Origin of the sequence: uncultured Streptococcus sp. (assembly GCF_905372115.1) — a bacterium.
Taxonomy (GTDB): Bacteria; Bacillota; Bacilli; order Lactobacillales; family Streptococcaceae; genus Streptococcus.
On sequence record NZ_CAJPNR010000002.1, the window covers coordinates 120,570 to 136,871 of the forward strand.

Consider the following 16,302-nt stretch of genomic DNA (forward strand, 5'->3'; position numbering starts at 1 on the left):
CACGCTCCACCATTAATAAAATCAATGTCCCATCAGTTTGTAAGCTTCATTTTTTAGGTCCTTATCCGTCGCTAAAACGCCACGAGCCGCTGTAGTAACCGTTGCAGTGCCAGGTTTTCTGACTCCTCGCATATTCATACACATATGCTCAGCTTCCACCCAGACCAAAGCCCCTTGAGCACCCAGATAGTCCATCAAGGCTTCAGCAATCTCTACGGTCAATCGCTCTTGAATCTGCGGTTTCTTGGCATAAACCTCTACTGTTCGAGCCAGCTTGGACAGGCCTGCTACCCGACCATTAGGCACATAGGCGATGTGAACCTTCCCGTAAAATGGCAGGAAGTGGTGCTCACACATGGAATGAAAGAAAATATCCTTCTCCACTACCATATTATTATCAATGATTTCAAAAGACTTGGCCAGATGCTCCTCAGCCGTCTCACCCAGCCCAGCAAAGATTTCCTGGTACATTTTAGCAATGCGCTGTGGCGTCTCCTGCAAACCTTCGCGGCTTCCGTCTTCTCCAACCGCCTCAATAATCTGGGCAACAGCTACTTCAATTTTCTTCGTGTCCATATATGCTCCTATGTTCATTTTTATTTTTTGATAACTGACTTGACTGAGAAGGACGCTCAGCAAAGTCTAACTTGCGATTCTCAAGGATTGATTTTCTAACCTGAGCCAGAAAATAAAGAGAACCCGTAATCAGCAAAAGCTCATCTGACTCATGCTCTACTGCTAAATAATCTGATAAATAATCCGGCCATTCTTTGTAAGACAGACCTTGCTGCTCAGCCAAGGCTTGCATACTTTCTTTAGAAAAACTCCGCGGATCAGCAAAAGCTGTCAAGCTTATAGCTGTTTTGGGAATCTTTTGCAGCAGCTCCACCATATCATCCAAGGCCTTGGTTTGGATACAAGCAAATAAAATATGCTTTCTATACGTCGGATAATGCTGGTCCAATGTCGCTGCTAGCGACCGAAGGGCATGGGGATTATGGGCTCCATCCAGAAGGATGAGCGGCTGATCCGATATCCTTTCCAAACGCCCTGGCCATACAGCAGCAAGCAAGGCCCTCTCAACCTCTTCTTTTGTTAAAAAGGGCAGCGACTGCAGCTGACAGTATAGGTCACACAAGTGCAGAGCCAATCCAGCATTGTCCGCCTGATGCAGTCCCATCAGAGCTGTTTGATAGGAGTCTTTGACCCGATAGGCATTCGAAAAGGAAAAGCACTCCCCCTCCTCTGACTCTTGATGTTCCACTTGATAGTCTTGAGACCAAGAAAAGAGCGGGGAATCTTTTTCAGCAGCCTTCTGCTCAACTACTGCCAGAGCCTCTGGCTCCAACCTACCGGTCAAAATTGGAACTCCAGGCTTGATAATGCCAGCTTTTTGCTGGGCAATAGCCTTTAGACTGTCCCCCAGCAGGGCTACATGATCTAGGCCGACTGTCGTGATAGCGGTCAGCAAGGGCTGACAGACATTGGTACTGTCCAAAAGCCCACCCATGCCGACCTCGATAATAGCCACATCCACCTGCTGCTGGGCAAAGTAATCATAAGCCAGAGCAGTCACAATCTCAAACTCAGTCACCCCTTGCAAGCCAGAGTCTGTAGCATTCTGGGCTAAAAGGTCTTGATAAAGGCTCAGTAATCTCTGAAGGTCTTGGTCGGAAATCGCATTGCCATTAATGGCAATCTGCTCATTGTAGCTGACTAGATAAGGAGAGGTAAAGGTGCCAACACGCAGGTCTCGCACCTCCAAAAGTTGGCGCAGATGGGCAATAGTTGAACCCTTGCCATTCGTCCCTGCAATATGAATGACTGGTAACTGCAAATGCGGATTCCCCCGCAGCTCCAGCAAACGCTCCATTCGCTCCAAGCCAAAATTGGGACTGGCTGTCCGATAGGCTTCCAGCCAGCTTAAATCAGGTAATTCTTGTTTTTTCATCTTACTTGTACTGACCTAGATTGAGATCTTCTGTCTGCTGTGCTAGACGAATAGCATCGCCAACGGCAGCAGCCATCCGGTGCTTAGCCACTTCGTGCACTCTGACAACTTCAACGCCTCTGCTAGCCGCAAGGGTAGTCAGATGGGCTGAAGCTATATCACGGTTTTCAAAGCCTTCCTGAGTCTCAGGATTGACCTCAAAGCCGTTTTCTTCTAAGATACTAACGAGAAACCGCTTACGAGAAACCCCAAGAAAAATAGGGAAACCAGCCTGATGGAGACTACCCAGCTCCTGCAAAATGAGAAGATTCTCCCGCTTGGTTAAACCGAAACCAATCCCTGGATCCAGCATGATATTATCACGCGAAAGACCAGCATTTTCGGCCACCTTCAAAGATTTCTCAAAACACTTCCACATTAGTTCTGCAATCGGCAGCTCTGTAAAAAGAGATAACTCTTCCTTTGTGAAGGCTGAACCAAAGCCAAATTCTGGGAAAATCCTTGAGCTGGCATGTTGAGGACGAGCCATCACTGGATTAAACATGACAATGACTGGCGCGCCATATTTCGCAGCCGTCTCCGCCATCTTTTCATCGCCCAAGAGACCAGTAATATCGTTTATAATATCTGCACCCGCAGCCAAAGCTGCTGCAGCCACTTCCGACTTCCAAGTGTCCACAGAAATCAGAATATCGCTTTCCCGACGAATAGCTTCAATGACCGGCACCACCCGCTCTATCTCTTCTTGAATAGCCACAAAATGACTGCCTGGCCGAGTAGACTCACCACCAATATCCAGCATGTGAGCTCCCTCAGCAATCAGCTTTCTAGCCTGAGACAATGCCGTCTCAACCGTGTTGTAGCGCCCACCATCTGAAAAGGAATCCGGCGTCGCATTGATAATACCACAGAGGCCCGTTCGGCCATCTGGAGCAATTGCTTTTAGATTTACCATTTGACTTTCATCTCATTTCTATTTGCTGCCCTGCTCTTCAACAAAAAAGGCACACTCATCTAGTGTACCGCAAAGCTCTCAGCAGATGCAGCATCCAGTCCTATGAACTGCACTCGACTTCACAAGAAGACCTTATCTAGTCCCTTGTTTCATTTACCATTTTACCATAATTCTTCTATTTGACAAAACACTTTCTAAAAGCAAAAGGGTAAAAGGCTGAGAATAATCATATTTCGGAGAATATGGGCCAGCATAGACAGCTCCAAACGCTGAAAATAAGGCCTGAGGAGATGGGCAAAGACTAGTCCCAAAACCAGATAGAACAGAAAACACAGAGTCTCCTGAGGATTTTTCGCAAGGGAAAAGCAGAGCAAACCTAGTGCAATCCCCCAGCTCTTCCGATAGCGAAGAGAGAAGTCACTGTCAAACAATTTCGGTGCTGCAGGGGATAAAACGGCAATATCAATCCCCAGAAGCAAAAGAGAAGATGACAGAAAACTCTCCGTCATCATCTGCTCCATCGCCTGTCCTGACTGCGCCTCCTTACCACACAGCAGAAGAACCCCCGCAGCATTGACCAAAATCATCAAAAAATACAAGAAAAGCAGGTGTCGATAGTTGCTTGACTGACGCAAAGAACCTTTGATTTCCTGCAGTTGTCTGGAAAAATAAAAGGCACAACAAAAAAGCAATCCCAGCAAGCCCACCATAAAAAGCAAATTAGCATGACTAAAGACCAAGCGATGAGGCATTGGATGAAGTATGAGCAGCAGTCCCGTCTGAGTCAACATAGCCAGCAATAACAATTGAATGATTTTCTCTAATTTCAGCATATTCTCTCCATTCTTCTCTTCTCATTATAGAAGAAGTAAGAGCAAGCTAGGAGAAATCCCCTCAAATGTCCTAATTTGTGCCTCAAATGACAAAAAAAGCAGATATTCTCTGCTTTCCTACTTGTTCACCAAACCTGTCAGTATCATGATGAGTACTGCAACTCCATTTCTCAGCATGTGTGCCAAAATAGACATTTCCAAACGCTTAAATATGTAAGCAACCGCGGCTAAAACAGCACCCATACCTGCATAGATAACAAAACTGCCGATATTGGTTGGACCATGAAAAAGACCGAAAAGAATGACTCCTACAACCAATCCCCAAACATAATGCTTGGTAAAAATCTTCTGAGGAATCAAGCCGCGAAAGACCACTTCCTCCAAGATAGGGGCCTGAATCACAGCTCCTACCACTAATAAAATCTTGGGTACATGCTGAAATAATGCATTCAAGGCATCCTGATTAGCAGTGGATATAGCCTGACCTTCCAGCAGCATGATAATTGCTCCTAACATATTGACGCCAATCATGACAACATTAGAAACAGCTAACCAACCAAACGAAGACCATTTGAAGAAGCTAAAGTCTAAACTCAGCAGTTCTTCTTGCTTAGCCATTCTCAGAACAAAAAAGATAATCAAAAGATACACCACCAGCACAAAGATAGTCTGTCCAGCTGAAAAACTCTTCTCAGAAGCAGTCATCTGTCGGATAAATATAAATGGTATCTGGCTGAGAAATAAGACAAACAGAGTCAGTAGGATGTACTCTAATTTTTTTAGAATTGCTTTCATATCTTCCTCCTTTTCCTTCCTAGTATAGCTCAATTTTCTCTTTTTGTATAGACAATTCTTAACTGCAAGCATTTTATATATCACGTATTGAGAGCCAATACTGATAGTGACTATGAGATCGAATCGCTCAATGTTTTCAAGGCCAACAACCAAGAAAATCCTTTCTTAAAGCATACAAAAAGCCCATTCAAACTGAGCTTTTAGATTTTCTTAATTTATTGATTTTTGAATCGTTCGACATCACGCGCGATGACCAATTCTTCGTCAGTTGGAATAACCAAGACTTTGACCTTGGCATCAGGACTGGAAATTACCCCTTCTGCACCGCGCACATTCTTTTCTGGGTCTACGTTACAGCCAAACCAAGAAATACCATTAATAACCAGTTCACGAATGGTCACAGAATTCTCACCAATTCCTGCGGTAAAGATGATAGCATCAGCTCCATCCAAAACAGCAAGATACTGACCAATATATTTCTGAATCCGGTCTACAAAAATGTCGTTGGCTAATTGAGCCTTGGCATCACCTGCCCGCATTGCCTCATGGATATCACGCATATCACTAGACTTCTCAGAAACTCCCAGCAGGCCTGACTCACGGTTCAAGACGCGGCTAATATCTTCCGGAGTATTAAAGTCATCTGTGTATTGCATCAGGTAAGGAATAATAGCTGGGTCAATATCCCCTGTACGCGTTCCCATCATAACTCCGCCAAGTGGTGTGAATCCCATAGATGTATCTACAGAAACGCCCTTGTCAACTGCTGTGATGGAAGCTCCGTTACCGATATGGCAAGTGATAAGCTTGAGTTCTTCAATCGGACGACCCAAAACTTTCGCAGCTTCCTTGGCTACATACTCATGGCTGGTCCCGTGAGCTCCGTACTTGCGGACCTTGTTTTCAGTGTAATATTTAGTCGGAATCGGATAGCGATATGCTTTTTCCGGCATAGTTGTATGGAAAGAGGTATCAAAGACTACCACGCTGGTGATGTCTGGCAGAATTTCTCTAAAAGCACGGATACCTGCAGCGTTGGCTGGATTATGCAATGGAGCCAGAAGTGATAGCTCCTCTACCTTTTGAATCACTTCTTCATCAACGAGGGCTGAATCCTTAAAGTATTCACCGCCAGCCACAACACGGTGGCCCACACCGGTAATCTCATCATAAGATTCAATGATATTAAAACGTTTCAAATCGTCCAGCAAAATTTTTACGGCCTGCGTGTGATCTTCAATATCAAGAACCTGCTTTTCTAATCGACCGTCAAATTTCACTGTTGAAATAGAATCCTTGAGACCAATCCGTTCCAGCAAGCCCTTAGCCAAGACTTTTTCTTCCGGCATCAAATAGAGTTGCCATTTTAAGCTTGAGCTTCCTGCATTAATAGAAATTGTTTTCGACATTTCTTCACCTCTTTAAGCGTTTTCAAAATTATTATATCAAAATTTTGTTTGAATTTCACTATCTTTGTACCAGTTTTGAAAACTTTGGCGGAATTTAAACATTTCATCATGATCCTGCAAATCCCGCAGAGGATAAATAAAAGGCTGAATGTTATTCGCTTCTTGCTTCCTCAAGACAAAAAGAGTTTTGGCATGCTTGCTGCTTGAGAAAATAGACTCTGGCAAAGTTATCATCGCGATAAACTGAGCCTTGGCGAGGAGCCATTTTTTTAGCAGAGGAGCCTGAGCGCTGGTCAAGAGGTCATTGGGTGCCAGAAATATGGCATAACCTCCCGGTTTCAGATATTTGAGTGACTGCTCCATTAGAAGATGGTGGGCATAAGTGTGCTCATCCGGACTAGCTACTTCATAGCGAGAGGCGATACTGTCGTCTGGATAATAACCGACCGGTAAATCACTGATAATGATATCACTCTCTTTCAGAACCTGAGGCCGAACCGCATCCCCCTGAGCAAAGTGAGCCTTAGAGTTCATAACCTCTGCAATGCTGGCAGAAAGGTCAATTAATAAATCATCTAGCTCCAGACCTAGATAGTCTATTTTCTTTTGAGTATGGTTGAGAATAGTCTCAGCCAAATTCCCGGTTCCGCTGCCGATTTCTAATACATCAGCTTCCTCTCCGTGAGCTAGCTGGTCCAATAAGAAAGTAATCAGAAAACCAATTGTATCAGGTGTGAACTGGTGGTTGACCTGCATGGGCTCCGTCTGGGCCGCCTTCATCAGGATAAACTGATAGGCTCTCCGCCACTCTTCCTTGTTCAAATGCAGAGAGCGGATTTTTTCATCGTTGGTCAGAACTTCTTGTAAGTCCGTATCTCCATCTAGGTAAATGCCGTTCTGCTCAATCAGAGCATCATAAAAATTGGTCGCCAGAGCGTTTTGGATATTCTGGACATTTTCGAGAATCAGAGTATAAGCTTGTTCTATCTTTTCAAAATTCATGGAATCCTCCGTTCATCCTATCATACCAAAAATAAGGAACCTTTCCAAGATATATAAAATTACAAAGATTTTACAGTTATATTAGTCCGACTTCCCAGCTTCGTCCGAAATCGCTTTCTCTTTTTTATCAGTTGCTTTCTTGTCTTCCTTTGCTTTATTCTCATCTTTCTTAGAAGTACTAAAAGTAAAGGAATAGGAATGCCCGCTGCTGAGTCGACTGCTGATTTCAAAATTCTTCCCTTGCCTGCGGTAGACAGCCTTGCCCTGTTCAAACTCCATCTCACCGCTATCCTCCTTGGCCCCAGCTTTTGTCAGAACTGCCATTGCATAGGCTTCTGTCCTTTCCCTGTTGAAAAGCTGCAAACGCTGACTGCTGACTTGACGGTTGAGATAAAACTGCAGGAGCAGGCTAAAGACAGCGGCCATCAGCAGCGCATACAGTAAAATACCAGCCTCAACTTTCTTCTTCCACACGATAGACGAACTCCCTCTCTAAGCCTTTTTCAAAGCGAAAATGAAGATGGACAAGCTTACCGTCCTGACGCACATCAGCTGCTTCCAAACCATAAACCATGGGCTGATAACCGCGACCACTCTTATCTGTTTTACGGAAATCATCACTCTTGGATTTTCCCAAGGCCAAATCCCTGCCATCCTGTTTGACATAAATTTTATTGTCATCAACCTTTTCAAACTGGCTACGGGAAAGCTCGGTCTCCAGCTGGTCAGCAAACAACAGCCACTCTTGCTGCTGATTATTTTCCTGCTGATGAAGTTCTGAGGAAAGCAGCTGAGTCATGGCCTGAAAGACCAATATTCCACCACTAAGTACCAGCAGAGCAACCAAAGTTTCCAAGAGCGTAAAAGCCTTAACTTTAAGGTTTTTGAACACGAATGACTACCTCCCCTTCGTGATAGATCAGTAGCTGCTTGTCTGTCTTCAGCTGGCGCACAGTAATTCCATTGGTATGAAGCTCTTCTTGTCCTGTCTGCAGGGCCATACGAGCTACCCGAAGTACCTCTTCCTGCTGCAGAAGGATCTGCTGCTCTTTACGAGACCGGCTAATCTGTCCCAGAAGCAGACTGGCAATAGCCGCAAAAACTGCCATAGCCACCAGAGCTTCCAGCAGAATGCTAGCCTGAAGCTGTCGTCTTTTTAAACTTTCCATTGCCCATATAAAGCTGGTAAACAACTGTCCTGTCCTCCGTCTGAAAAATAATCTTGCTGAGTGATGAATTCCCACCAGCCCGGTCAAACAGAATGACCTGCTGCTCATGTTCCTGCAAAGTTTGCGGAAAATCCAGTTCTTGATAGCCATTGGAAATCTGCCGTCCTGAAATCTCCAGAGAAAGCTTCTCATGCCCAGCCAAGCTCAGCCTCTGCGTCTCCTGATAAAGCCTCTCAAACTCTAAAAAGAAGAGTTGCTCTTGAACCTGATTGAAGCCAGCCCTGACCGAGCCAGATAAGCCTAGTAGTAGAAAACTAACGACAAAAAGAACGAGGAGACTTTCCAGCAGTGTAAAAGCCTTAATTGGCAACCGCTTGAGTTTCGCCACTGTGTTTTCCATAGTAAGCCTTATAAGAATCTGCCTGTTTCTGGCTGATATTTCCTGCACTGACTAGCTTGCTCAGGCTAGCCTCTTCATTGGTATTCTTCAGTTCATACAGCTCCGCCTGGCTTTCTACCACCTTGACCACCGCTGCCGTTCCTGTATCTGAAACAGCATCTTTTTGCTTGGTCAGATTAGGCACAAAGAGCAGCAAGAGTACGCTGATAACCAGCAAGACAATCAGCATTTCCACAAGGGTGAATGCTTGAACTTTTAAGGTATTAAGTTTTTTCATTACAAATGAACCTCCATATTCTGATAAATGGGCAAGAGCATTGCCGCATAAAGTAAAACAATCACTAAGGCAACAAAAATAAATACTAGGGGCTGAATGAAATTCATGGCCCGGTTGATACGTAGAAAAAATTCCTCCCAGGTCTTTTCAGCATAGACTTCCAGCTCACTGCCTAGCTTGGACTTAACCTCACCATACTCGATCATCAGGGACAATTCTTTCTTAAAGAAAGGGTAGCTTGCTACCTTGTCCGCATAGCCCTGACCACCTTGTAATGCAGCAGCCATATCTTCTCCGATTTCCTTAAAGAGTTGGGACGGTTGATCCTGCATAATCGCAAAAATCTGACTCAGTTCCAAGCCCTGACCAATCATATTTCCCCATTCACGAGCATAATAAGCGGTCAAGTAAGCCTGTACCAAATGTCCAAAAAAGGGCAGAGCTGCTAGTTTACTGAAAAAACGAATCTTGGATGACTTTCGATAGTAAAAGAGAGCCACTGAAACCAAGACAGCTAAAGCAAGGCTGCTCCACAAAAAGATCTGAGGCAGGTGATTAATCAGCTGAGTAGCTAGATTCTGGCTGTCCAATTGAGGCAAAAGATAGTTGCGCAATCCCAGCATGATAAGGACTAAGAAGCCCAGCAGCATGAGAGGATAGGTCCCCACCTCTATCAATTTTTTCTTAACCTTGGATAGATTTTCCAGATAGGCCTCAATTTTGCCTAGACTAAGTGTCAGATTGCCATGCAGCTCAGATAAGGACAGCTGGGTTACAACACTGTCGGAAAATCCCAGTCGACTGACAATCTCTGAAAAGGACTGACCAGCTGACAATCCTGCCCGCATTTCAGTGACATATACCTCCTCCAGCAAGGCACTTCGCCTCAGAAAGTCTACAATCTCTGCTAGGTGAAAACCGCTGCTGAAGAGATTATGAAAGAGCTCAATAATCTTTTTCTGCTTAGGCGTAGACAATTTTTTCGGTCTGCCTTTGCTCAGCACTGATATGTCCTTCTGCAAAAAGCTGATCAATCTGCTGATTCCAGACTGCGGCTTCGTGCTCTTGATAGTTTTGACTGACAAAATCAACGACACCTCCTCCCCCAATTAAACGCTGGTAACAAACACCTTGCAGCACCATTCTTAGCTCATCCTCGCTAACGCCCAATTCCAAAAGCCGCTCATAGACACCGCGAACACTCTTGGCATGAATCGTTGAAAAGACCGTAGCTCCGGTCAAACTTGCCCGAACCACTGCTCTGGCTGTCTCTCGATCACGGATTTCCCCGATAATCAAGAGATCCGGCCGATGTCGCAGGGACAGCTTAATTAGACTGTCATAAGTCATACCAATGGTTTCGTTCAGTTGCAACTGCAGCATAGCCTCTTGCTTAATCTCAACCGGATCTTCAATCGACATAACCTGCTGGCCAGAAAATTTGAGCTGAGCCAAATGATACATCAAGGTAGTCTTGCCGCTGCCGACTGGCCCTGAGAATAGATAGAGGCCGCGAGCCTGAATTTTCTTGCGCAGCTCCGGCAATTGCTCAAACCAAAAGCGCAGCTCCCTGTCTTCATCATGAAGGAGCCGGATAACCAGACTTTCAAAACCACGGTAATCCCCAACTGTCGACAGCCGGATTGAAACCTTGGCTTCCTCACAGTCATAATCGCAAGACCCCAGTTGACTGCGGCGCTTTTCTCCAACATTCATACCTGCGACAAACTTAAAGTGGCTGATAACAGCTGACAGAAGCTCAAAATCATAAGTCTTTATAAAGCGACGTTCATCACCGATTCTCATATAAAGCTCATAACAAGTAGTCTTAGGAATCAGGTAAACATCCTGCGCCCCTTCTTGCCGAGCCTGCCTAATCATTTCTTTTGCAATTTCTTGAACCATACATCCTCCTCACCTTACTATTCGCAAAAAATCCAGAAAAAGAAAAAAACAGCGGAAGAAACTTAACTTCTAACAAGTTAGGTCTCTTCTGCTGCTCTAATATCAGATTTGTAAAATATATTCTGTCGATTTAAAGAGGCTTAGCGGATTTTAGTTTAGTTGAGCAAGCTCGGTGCTTTTCAAGACCGTTCTGCTTAGTATAGCCCGGGCGGTATTTGCTTTTAGGAATCTTGCACTCATTCTCCAGCAAAAACAGAGAGTGGTATTGCTGAACATTCTCATCGCACTCCTCGCACCAGCGCTGATCCTCCGGATCCCAAAAAATTGTCATTAAATCACTACGGCTCTTATACAGAGGTGACTGCTCTTCCATCTGCAGCCAGCGGTTTTTATAATATTTAAGGGCTTGATAATAATCATCGAAGTGCTTCTTTGCAACGACATCTTCTTCCCAGCCATCCAGGAACCACCACGGTTCATAGTCCCCGTACATCTCAATTACACAATACATACTCGTCCTCTCTTTGTACCGTATATTATATATAAATTCTTTGACGAACAAAACTATTTTGCTCAGAATCATAAAACAAGAACTTTATTGGAACGGAGACAAGAACATCGCTCTTCATAATATGAAGAGTAACCTCATGGATAGTGTTCTTAACCATGCGAACAAATAGTGTCGGACCATTTGAACATATGACAGACTTCTCAACATCTAGAAACTGAGTAAATCCTGATTTTGCATAAATACAGGCTTTCTATTTTAACGCTTTGCGAAATAAATCTCAATCCTTTTATTCAAAAAAGGATGAGACAAACATTATTCTGTCCCACCCTATTGTCTGCATCATCTTAAGCAAAATTTTCATCTTGCTTGTTTCTACATTATAAAGTTTCTAAAGCAATCATTGTGGTCACAGCTGCGTCATAGTAATTATCTGACGGTAAGCCTTGCATGAAGAGATATTTATTTTGCTGCACCAATTTGCGGAATTCTATATTGTTATTAGCCGCATAGAATACTGGAGCGGTAAAGCTGCCAGCCTGATTACTATTGAGAGCCTTGCCTTTCAGGTTGTAGCCCGCATAAATCTTTTCTTGATTGAGGAAGAAGTTCAACATCTTCTTCAGCATTTTTTGACTTTTTTCATCCTTGCTTTGAGCCAGGTTGTAAGGAAGTCGGCAGGCATTATAAGAATAATAGCCATCATTTGCAGATTCAACCGTATCAGCATCAGCTGCCCGAACTTTGTCGCCTTCAACCCAGATAAAGTCTGGTATCAAACCAGTCTTGTTATCAGCGCTGATTGCTTCAAGTTTGCTGAGCATCTTATCCCGGATTGTCAGCCACTGCTTATCTTTGGTCAACTCATAGAAAGCTTGGAACTGCTGCGGCAATGTATCAGAAGTCCGCATGAGATTATAAAATTTCGATTCTGCATTTGCCCAGTTCCCAACCGTCAAAACGCCATTGCTTTCATTATAGTTATAAGCCAAGACATCTTTCAGAATAGCCTGAGCCTGAGCTTGGTATTCTTTAGCCTTGTCCGGCCACTGTTTAGCCGCCTGAATCAAAGCATAGGCAATGTAGAGATCGCCGTCTGTAGCATTGTTTTCGTCTTCATGATTGCTCTTTCCGTCCTTAATCGTCTGTTTCCAAGACATGAGCTGGGTATCTTTCAGACGATGAGCTAGATAATATTGGTAGAGCTTCTCAAAATCAGCCGAACTTGCATTGCCTTGTTTAGCTGCATCCACAGCAATTACCATGCCATATCCCTGTGCTTCAGACAGCACAACATCTTCAGTCTTACTGTTTGTCGTCCTGATATAAGACAATTTGTCCTTGGTTACGACATATTCTTTAGACCATTGGCTGTATATCTTCTTTTTGATATTAGGAGTACTGCCCATACGGGTGTACAAGAGGATACTAGCCAAGACAGCCAGAATTATCACAAACCAAATAAATCTTAATCTTGTTCTTTTCACACTTTCTCCTAACCTGCAAATCGTTTTGTTTTAACCCACTTGGTTTCTTTCCGCTTCAAAATCTTGTCCAAGATAACAGATCCTACTGCATCTAAAGAGACAACGATAAAGAGCTGAGAGTAAGTCAAATAGGACACAAGGGCCAGCCAAATCTGTTTGGTGGTCGCCTGTCCAAACTGAGAAGCCAGGGCAATATTGATCTGCAAAAGATAAAGCAAAATCATCAGAAGCCAGTTAAAGAGCATCAGCTGGACGATATAGATATTCTGAGCATCAAAAGCGAAAGGAATCCGCACATCCGGTATAAAGAGCTGGGTAATCATTGCCGCTACATTGGCAAAGAAAACCAAGTCAGATAAGACAATCGCCAAATTAAACCAGAAGAAGATACAAGAATAATTGAACACTTCCAGTTTCACGCGCCAGTTACCGCCGCTAAAAAGATGCTTGAAGTTGTCAATAACCACCTCATAGTTCCCCTTAGCCCAGCGCTTACGCTGCAAGTAGTAGGACTTGAGGGTTTCTGGTTCTTGCTGGAAAGCCTCTGAGTTATAAGCCAAAGCAATCAGCTTGCCGCTCTGCATAATCTTAAAGGAAATTTCCGTATCCTCTGTCAAGGCACCATTTTTCCAACCACCAATACTCTTAACAAACTCAGTGTTAATCAAGAAGTTTGTACCTGGAATCCGTCCAATCTTGAAGAGATGCCACATACCTACGTGGTAAACACGCTGAGTTACAACGATTTCTTGGTTGATACAACGGGTCAGGAAGTTCTGGTTGGCATTACGGGTCTTATTGCGTCCAAAGGAAGCAACGTGACGTTCTGGATCTTCTAAAACTTTCTTAACTAGGAAGTAAAGAGCATTCTTTTCTGGCATGGCATCCGCATCGTAGACACAGATATATTCACCCTTGGCCATCTTCAGGGCATCATTCAGCACCCCTGCCTTACCTCCCGTACCTGTACGGTCTGTAATTATAACATTGCGTCCAGCATACTCAGGCATAGCCTGTACTTTCAGCATTTCCTGATAAGTATCGTCCGAGCAGTTATCCGCAAAGAGCAGAACTTCCACTCGATCATGAGGATAGTCCAAATCCAGAATGGCCTTAGTTGTCTGAGCGATAACCACATCTTCATTGTGGGCTGGGACAACGACTGTAACCATAGGATAATGTTCCAATGGGCTGGTATCCACGTTGAAGTCACTGCGTTTCATCCAGAAATGAACGGAAGAGCATAGAATAACCAAGGCCCAAGCCAGAGACATCCAGATGGAAAACAGAGTGACAATCATAATAAGTTGACTAATCATGACGAGTCACCGCCCTAAAATTTTTATTGACCCGATTGTAAATAACCAGATAATAAATGAAGAGGACCAAAAAGCTAATAGCAAAAAAGATACTTAGCACCATAGAGATGATAAAAAATACTTCTGTTAAAGACATGTGTTTACCTCCTAGTATTCTACGATAATGTCGGTTTCAAGCTGACGCTCCAGATTGCTCAAAGCGTCATCAAAATTATGGAATTTGTCAATGTTTTGAGAGTTCAATTTTAAACTGCCGGACTGAAACTGAATTTTTTGGTCAGTTTTCTTATTCTCAAAGTGCATCATCGTTAAATCGTCACGCACTTTCTCTTGGAAATATTCCTTGACTTCCTGATCCAGATCTTCTACCAGAACGAGAAAGTTACCATTGGATACATAGTAAACTGTTTCTACATTCTGGAAGTCCCAGTTGAGCAGTCGTAAAATTCTCTTGAGCATCCGCTTGTACTCCCGAGAGTGAATTTGATAAAAATGATGATTGTGTGCCCAATGGACCAGCAAAGCCTGAAAGGCTGGAGCTTGTTTCTGATTTACTTTCTGAACCATTTCTTCATAAGCCTCAGCAGCATCTTCACTGTCATCCTGCACTAATCCCAAGCGCTGATGGAGATAGAAATTCACTCGGCTGGTCAGCCAAGCGCTGACAGGGAAGACGTAAAGCAAGAAGAGAACCTGATTGTCCGGTAGATAGGTTACATCAAAGAGTAAGATCAGAGTTGCGATAACCACACCCAGAATCATAGCCCATGTCACCAAGAGATCAGATAGGACAAAGACACTAAAAATACCTAATAAAATCAGCGCGATTCCGATATAAAATATGTTAGCTGCAAAATTCCAACTGTAGAAAAGAATTAGTCCAATTGCCAGTACAAAGACTGCTAATGATTTTTCTAGTCCTTTTTTCCTAAACATTTTTTACTCCTGTCTTAAATTCTTCCGGCCTAGCCGTCTGCTTAAAATAGTGGGCAATAGCTTGAGCAATCCGCTCAGAAGCCTTACCGTCACCATACGGATTGCTGGCTTGGGCCATTTCCTGATAGAGTGACTCATCTGTCAGCAGGGCTTCCATTGCCTCTGCTACTGCTTGAGTTTCTGTACCGACCAGCTTCAAGGTGCCGGCTTCAACTCCTTCTGGTCTCTCTGTTGTATCACGAAGTACCAGTACAGGCTTACCTAAGGAAGGTGCTTCCTCTTGTACTCCGCCTGAGTCTGACATGATGAAATAGCTTTTAGCTGCGATATTATGGAAATCCAACACATCCAAAGGCTCAATCAGATGAATCTTTTCATTATCACTCAGAATTTCTCTGGCCGCCTCCTGAACCGCTGGGCTCAGGTGAACAGGATAGACAATTTCCACATCATCATGGGCATCTACAATCTGCCGTAGAGTTCGAAAGACCCTTCTCATCGGCTCGCCTTGATTTTCCCGGCGATGCATGGTCACCAAAATCATCTTGCGAGCTGGATCAATACGATCAAGCACCTCATGCTGATAATCAGCCTGGACGGTCAGCTTGAGAGCGTCAATAGCTGTATTTCCTGTCACAAAAACTGTTTCTGCCAGATGGTTTTCCTTGAGCAAGTTAGCCTTACTCTGATCTGTTGGCGCAAAATACAAGTCCGTCAAAGAGTCAGTCATCTGACGATTCATCTCTTCTGGGAAAGGAGAGTATTTATTCCAAGTCCGCAAGCCAGCTTCTACGTGGCCGATACGAACTTGATTATAAAACGCTGCAAGACTAGCCGCAAAAGTCGTTGTCGTATCACCGTGCACCAGCATAATATCTGGCTTGTTTTCCTTTAAGATATCATCCAGCTTATGCAGGATCTTGACAGTAATATCTGTCAGGGTTTGATTCTTCCCCATAATATCCAAATCATAATCAGGCTTAATCTTAAAAGTCTCAAGTACCTGATCCAGCATCTGACGATGCTGAGCAGTCACAACTGTTGTCGTTTCAAACAAGTCTGCCTGCTTCTTCAGTTCAATAACCAGTGGAGCCATCTTAATTGCTTCTGGACGAGTTCCAAAAACAACCATTACCTTAATTTTCTTCATTTTTCCTCACCAAAAATCAACATTGTTATATTAACTTTTTACTAAAAAATGTTTGTTTTAAGTAACCTTAGTTATTTTACCATCAAGCGTTTCAATAATCAAAGCATGAACTATTATTTTATACTTTCTTAATAGTAATTTACATGTTGGTAACTTATTTAAGATTATTTTAATTTTCTTAACTTAACTGTAACTTAAAATTACTG

General features: G+C 43.6%; 20 protein-coding genes. All 20 read right to left on the minus strand.

The annotated features are described in order from the left end of the window. Window positions 1–21: 21 nt before the first annotated feature. The gene (gene folE, locus QZ169_RS01525; RefSeq protein WP_032913027.1) at window positions 22–576 is read right to left on the minus strand and encodes a GTP cyclohydrolase I FolE; all 555 of its coding nucleotides are present in this window, start codon (window positions 574–576) and stop codon (window positions 22–24) included. Then, entirely contained in the window at window positions 557–1,951 is a 1,395-nt protein-coding gene (locus tag QZ169_RS01530; RefSeq protein WP_295504424.1) for a folylpolyglutamate synthase/dihydrofolate synthase family protein, read from the minus strand. Before QZ169_RS01530 ends, folE begins: the two co-directional genes overlap by 20 nt. 1 nt (window position 1,952) lies before the next feature. Beyond that, window positions 1,953–2,906 (minus strand): dihydropteroate synthase, encoded by a 954-nt coding sequence (gene folP, locus QZ169_RS01535; protein WP_295504425.1) that lies wholly within the window; start codon window positions 2,904–2,906, stop codon window positions 1,953–1,955. Window positions 2,907–3,100: 194 nt separating this feature from the next. Continuing rightward, window positions 3,101–3,739 carry a type II CAAX prenyl endopeptidase Rce1 family protein gene (locus QZ169_RS01540; RefSeq protein WP_295504428.1) on the minus strand — a complete coding sequence of 213 codons (639 nt, stop codon included), beginning with the start codon at window positions 3,737–3,739 and terminating at the stop codon, window positions 3,101–3,103. Window positions 3,740–3,856: 117 nt separating this feature from the next. After that, the gene (locus tag QZ169_RS01545; protein ID WP_032909255.1) at window positions 3,857–4,606 is read right to left on the minus strand and encodes a CPBP family intramembrane glutamic endopeptidase; all 750 of its coding nucleotides are present in this window, start codon (window positions 4,604–4,606) and stop codon (window positions 3,857–3,859) included. A gap of 143 nt (window positions 4,607–4,749) precedes the next feature. Beyond that, window positions 4,750–5,943 carry an acetate kinase gene (locus tag QZ169_RS01550; RefSeq protein WP_295504430.1) on the minus strand — a complete coding sequence of 398 codons (1,194 nt, stop codon included), beginning with the start codon at window positions 5,941–5,943 and terminating at the stop codon, window positions 4,750–4,752. A 36-nt stretch (window positions 5,944–5,979) separates the two neighbouring features. Then, window positions 5,980–6,945: a class I SAM-dependent methyltransferase gene (locus QZ169_RS01555; RefSeq protein WP_004189071.1), complete on the minus strand. Its 966-nt coding sequence runs from the start codon at window positions 6,943–6,945 to the stop codon at window positions 5,980–5,982. A gap of 81 nt (window positions 6,946–7,026) precedes the next feature. After that, window positions 7,027–7,419 carry a competence type IV pilus minor pilin ComGG gene (comGG, locus tag QZ169_RS01560; RefSeq protein WP_295504432.1) on the minus strand — a complete coding sequence of 131 codons (393 nt, stop codon included), beginning with the start codon at window positions 7,417–7,419 and terminating at the stop codon, window positions 7,027–7,029. Next, complete coding sequence (gene comGF, locus QZ169_RS01565; protein ID WP_295504434.1) at window positions 7,400–7,837, minus strand: competence type IV pilus minor pilin ComGF; 438 nt, start codon at window positions 7,835–7,837, stop codon at window positions 7,400–7,402. Before comGF ends, comGG begins: the two co-directional genes overlap by 20 nt. Next, window positions 7,821–8,114, minus strand: coding sequence for a competence type IV pilus minor pilin ComGE (gene comGE, locus QZ169_RS01570; protein WP_295504436.1), 294 nt, complete (start codon window positions 8,112–8,114; stop codon window positions 7,821–7,823). The genes comGF and comGE overlap by 17 nt, the downstream gene beginning before the upstream one ends. After that, window positions 8,080–8,514: a competence type IV pilus minor pilin ComGD gene (gene comGD, locus QZ169_RS01575; RefSeq protein WP_004189083.1), complete on the minus strand. Its 435-nt coding sequence runs from the start codon at window positions 8,512–8,514 to the stop codon at window positions 8,080–8,082. Before comGD ends, comGE begins: the two co-directional genes overlap by 35 nt. After that, entirely contained in the window at window positions 8,474–8,791 is a 318-nt protein-coding gene (comGC, locus tag QZ169_RS01580) for a competence type IV pilus major pilin ComGC (protein WP_227963965.1), read from the minus strand. Before comGC ends, comGD begins: the two co-directional genes overlap by 41 nt. Further along, window positions 8,791–9,825: a competence type IV pilus assembly protein ComGB gene (gene comGB, locus QZ169_RS01585; RefSeq protein ID WP_295504454.1), complete on the minus strand. Its 1,035-nt coding sequence runs from the start codon at window positions 9,823–9,825 to the stop codon at window positions 8,791–8,793. The genes comGC and comGB overlap by 1 nt, the downstream gene beginning before the upstream one ends. Further along, window positions 9,755–10,696, minus strand: coding sequence for a competence type IV pilus ATPase ComGA (gene comGA, locus QZ169_RS01590; protein ID WP_295504440.1), 942 nt, complete (start codon window positions 10,694–10,696; stop codon window positions 9,755–9,757). Before comGA ends, comGB begins: the two co-directional genes overlap by 71 nt. A gap of 130 nt (window positions 10,697–10,826) precedes the next feature. Beyond that, on the minus strand, window positions 10,827–11,207 hold the full coding sequence (locus QZ169_RS01595) for a DUF1033 family protein (protein WP_295504443.1): 381 nt from the start codon (window positions 11,205–11,207) through the stop codon (window positions 10,827–10,829). A gap of 377 nt (window positions 11,208–11,584) precedes the next feature. Continuing rightward, entirely contained in the window at window positions 11,585–12,691 is a 1,107-nt protein-coding gene (locus QZ169_RS01600; protein ID WP_295504445.1) for a glycosyl hydrolase family 8, read from the minus strand. Window positions 12,692–12,699: 8 nt separating this feature from the next. Further along, window positions 12,700–14,010: a glycosyltransferase gene (locus QZ169_RS01605; protein WP_002910859.1), complete on the minus strand. Its 1,311-nt coding sequence runs from the start codon at window positions 14,008–14,010 to the stop codon at window positions 12,700–12,702. Continuing rightward, entirely contained in the window at window positions 14,003–14,146 is a 144-nt protein-coding gene (locus QZ169_RS01610; RefSeq protein WP_002896778.1) for a hypothetical protein, read from the minus strand. The genes QZ169_RS01605 and QZ169_RS01610 overlap by 8 nt, the downstream gene beginning before the upstream one ends. A gap of 11 nt (window positions 14,147–14,157) precedes the next feature. Then, complete coding sequence (locus tag QZ169_RS01615) at window positions 14,158–14,946, minus strand: hypothetical protein (protein ID WP_295504449.1); 789 nt, start codon at window positions 14,944–14,946, stop codon at window positions 14,158–14,160. After that, window positions 14,939–16,096: a non-hydrolyzing UDP-N-acetylglucosamine 2-epimerase gene (gene wecB, locus QZ169_RS01620; protein ID WP_295504451.1), complete on the minus strand. Its 1,158-nt coding sequence runs from the start codon at window positions 16,094–16,096 to the stop codon at window positions 14,939–14,941. Before wecB ends, QZ169_RS01615 begins: the two co-directional genes overlap by 8 nt. Window positions 16,097–16,302: the final 206 nt, after the last annotated feature.

Excerpts from the sequence above, each read along its gene's own strand:
- QZ169_RS01595 (WP_295504443.1), bottom strand. The coding sequence starts at position 11,207 with ATGTATTGTGTAATTGAGATGTACGGGGACTATGAACCGTGGTGGTTC.
- QZ169_RS01540 (WP_295504428.1), bottom strand. The coding sequence starts at position 3,739 with ATGCTGAAATTAGAGAAAATCATTCAATTGTTATTGCTGGCTATGTTG.
- folP (WP_295504425.1), bottom strand. The coding sequence starts at position 2,906 with ATGGTAAATCTAAAAGCAATTGCTCCAGATGGCCGAACGGGCCTCTGT.
- comGE (WP_295504436.1), bottom strand. The coding sequence starts at position 8,114 with ATGGAAAGTTTAAAAAGACGACAGCTTCAGGCTAGCATTCTGCTGGAA.
- QZ169_RS01550 (WP_295504430.1), bottom strand. The coding sequence starts at position 5,943 with ATGTCGAAAACAATTTCTATTAATGCAGGAAGCTCAAGCTTAAAATGG.
- comGC (WP_227963965.1), bottom strand. The coding sequence starts at position 8,791 with ATGAAAAAACTTAATACCTTAAAAGTTCAAGCATTCACCCTTGTGGAA.
- comGA (WP_295504440.1), bottom strand. The coding sequence starts at position 10,696 with ATGGTTCAAGAAATTGCAAAAGAAATGATTAGGCAGGCTCGGCAAGAA.
- comGD (WP_004189083.1), bottom strand. The coding sequence starts at position 8,514 with ATGGAAAACACAGTGGCGAAACTCAAGCGGTTGCCAATTAAGGCTTTT.
- QZ169_RS01615 (WP_295504449.1), bottom strand. The coding sequence starts at position 14,946 with ATGTTTAGGAAAAAAGGACTAGAAAAATCATTAGCAGTCTTTGTACTG.
- QZ169_RS01605 (WP_002910859.1), bottom strand. The coding sequence starts at position 14,010 with ATGATTAGTCAACTTATTATGATTGTCACTCTGTTTTCCATCTGGATG.
- QZ169_RS01555 (WP_004189071.1), bottom strand. The coding sequence starts at position 6,945 with ATGAATTTTGAAAAGATAGAACAAGCTTATACTCTGATTCTCGAAAAT.
- QZ169_RS01545 (WP_032909255.1), bottom strand. The coding sequence starts at position 4,606 with ATGCTTGCAGTTAAGAATTGTCTATACAAAAAGAGAAAATTGAGCTAT.
- QZ169_RS01610 (WP_002896778.1), bottom strand. The coding sequence starts at position 14,146 with ATGTCTTTAACAGAAGTATTTTTTATCATCTCTATGGTGCTAAGTATC.
- QZ169_RS01530 (WP_295504424.1), bottom strand. The coding sequence starts at position 1,951 with ATGAAAAAACAAGAATTACCTGATTTAAGCTGGCTGGAAGCCTATCGG.
- folE (WP_032913027.1), bottom strand. The coding sequence starts at position 576 with ATGGACACGAAGAAAATTGAAGTAGCTGTTGCCCAGATTATTGAGGCG.
- wecB (WP_295504451.1), bottom strand. The coding sequence starts at position 16,096 with ATGAAGAAAATTAAGGTAATGGTTGTTTTTGGAACTCGTCCAGAAGCA.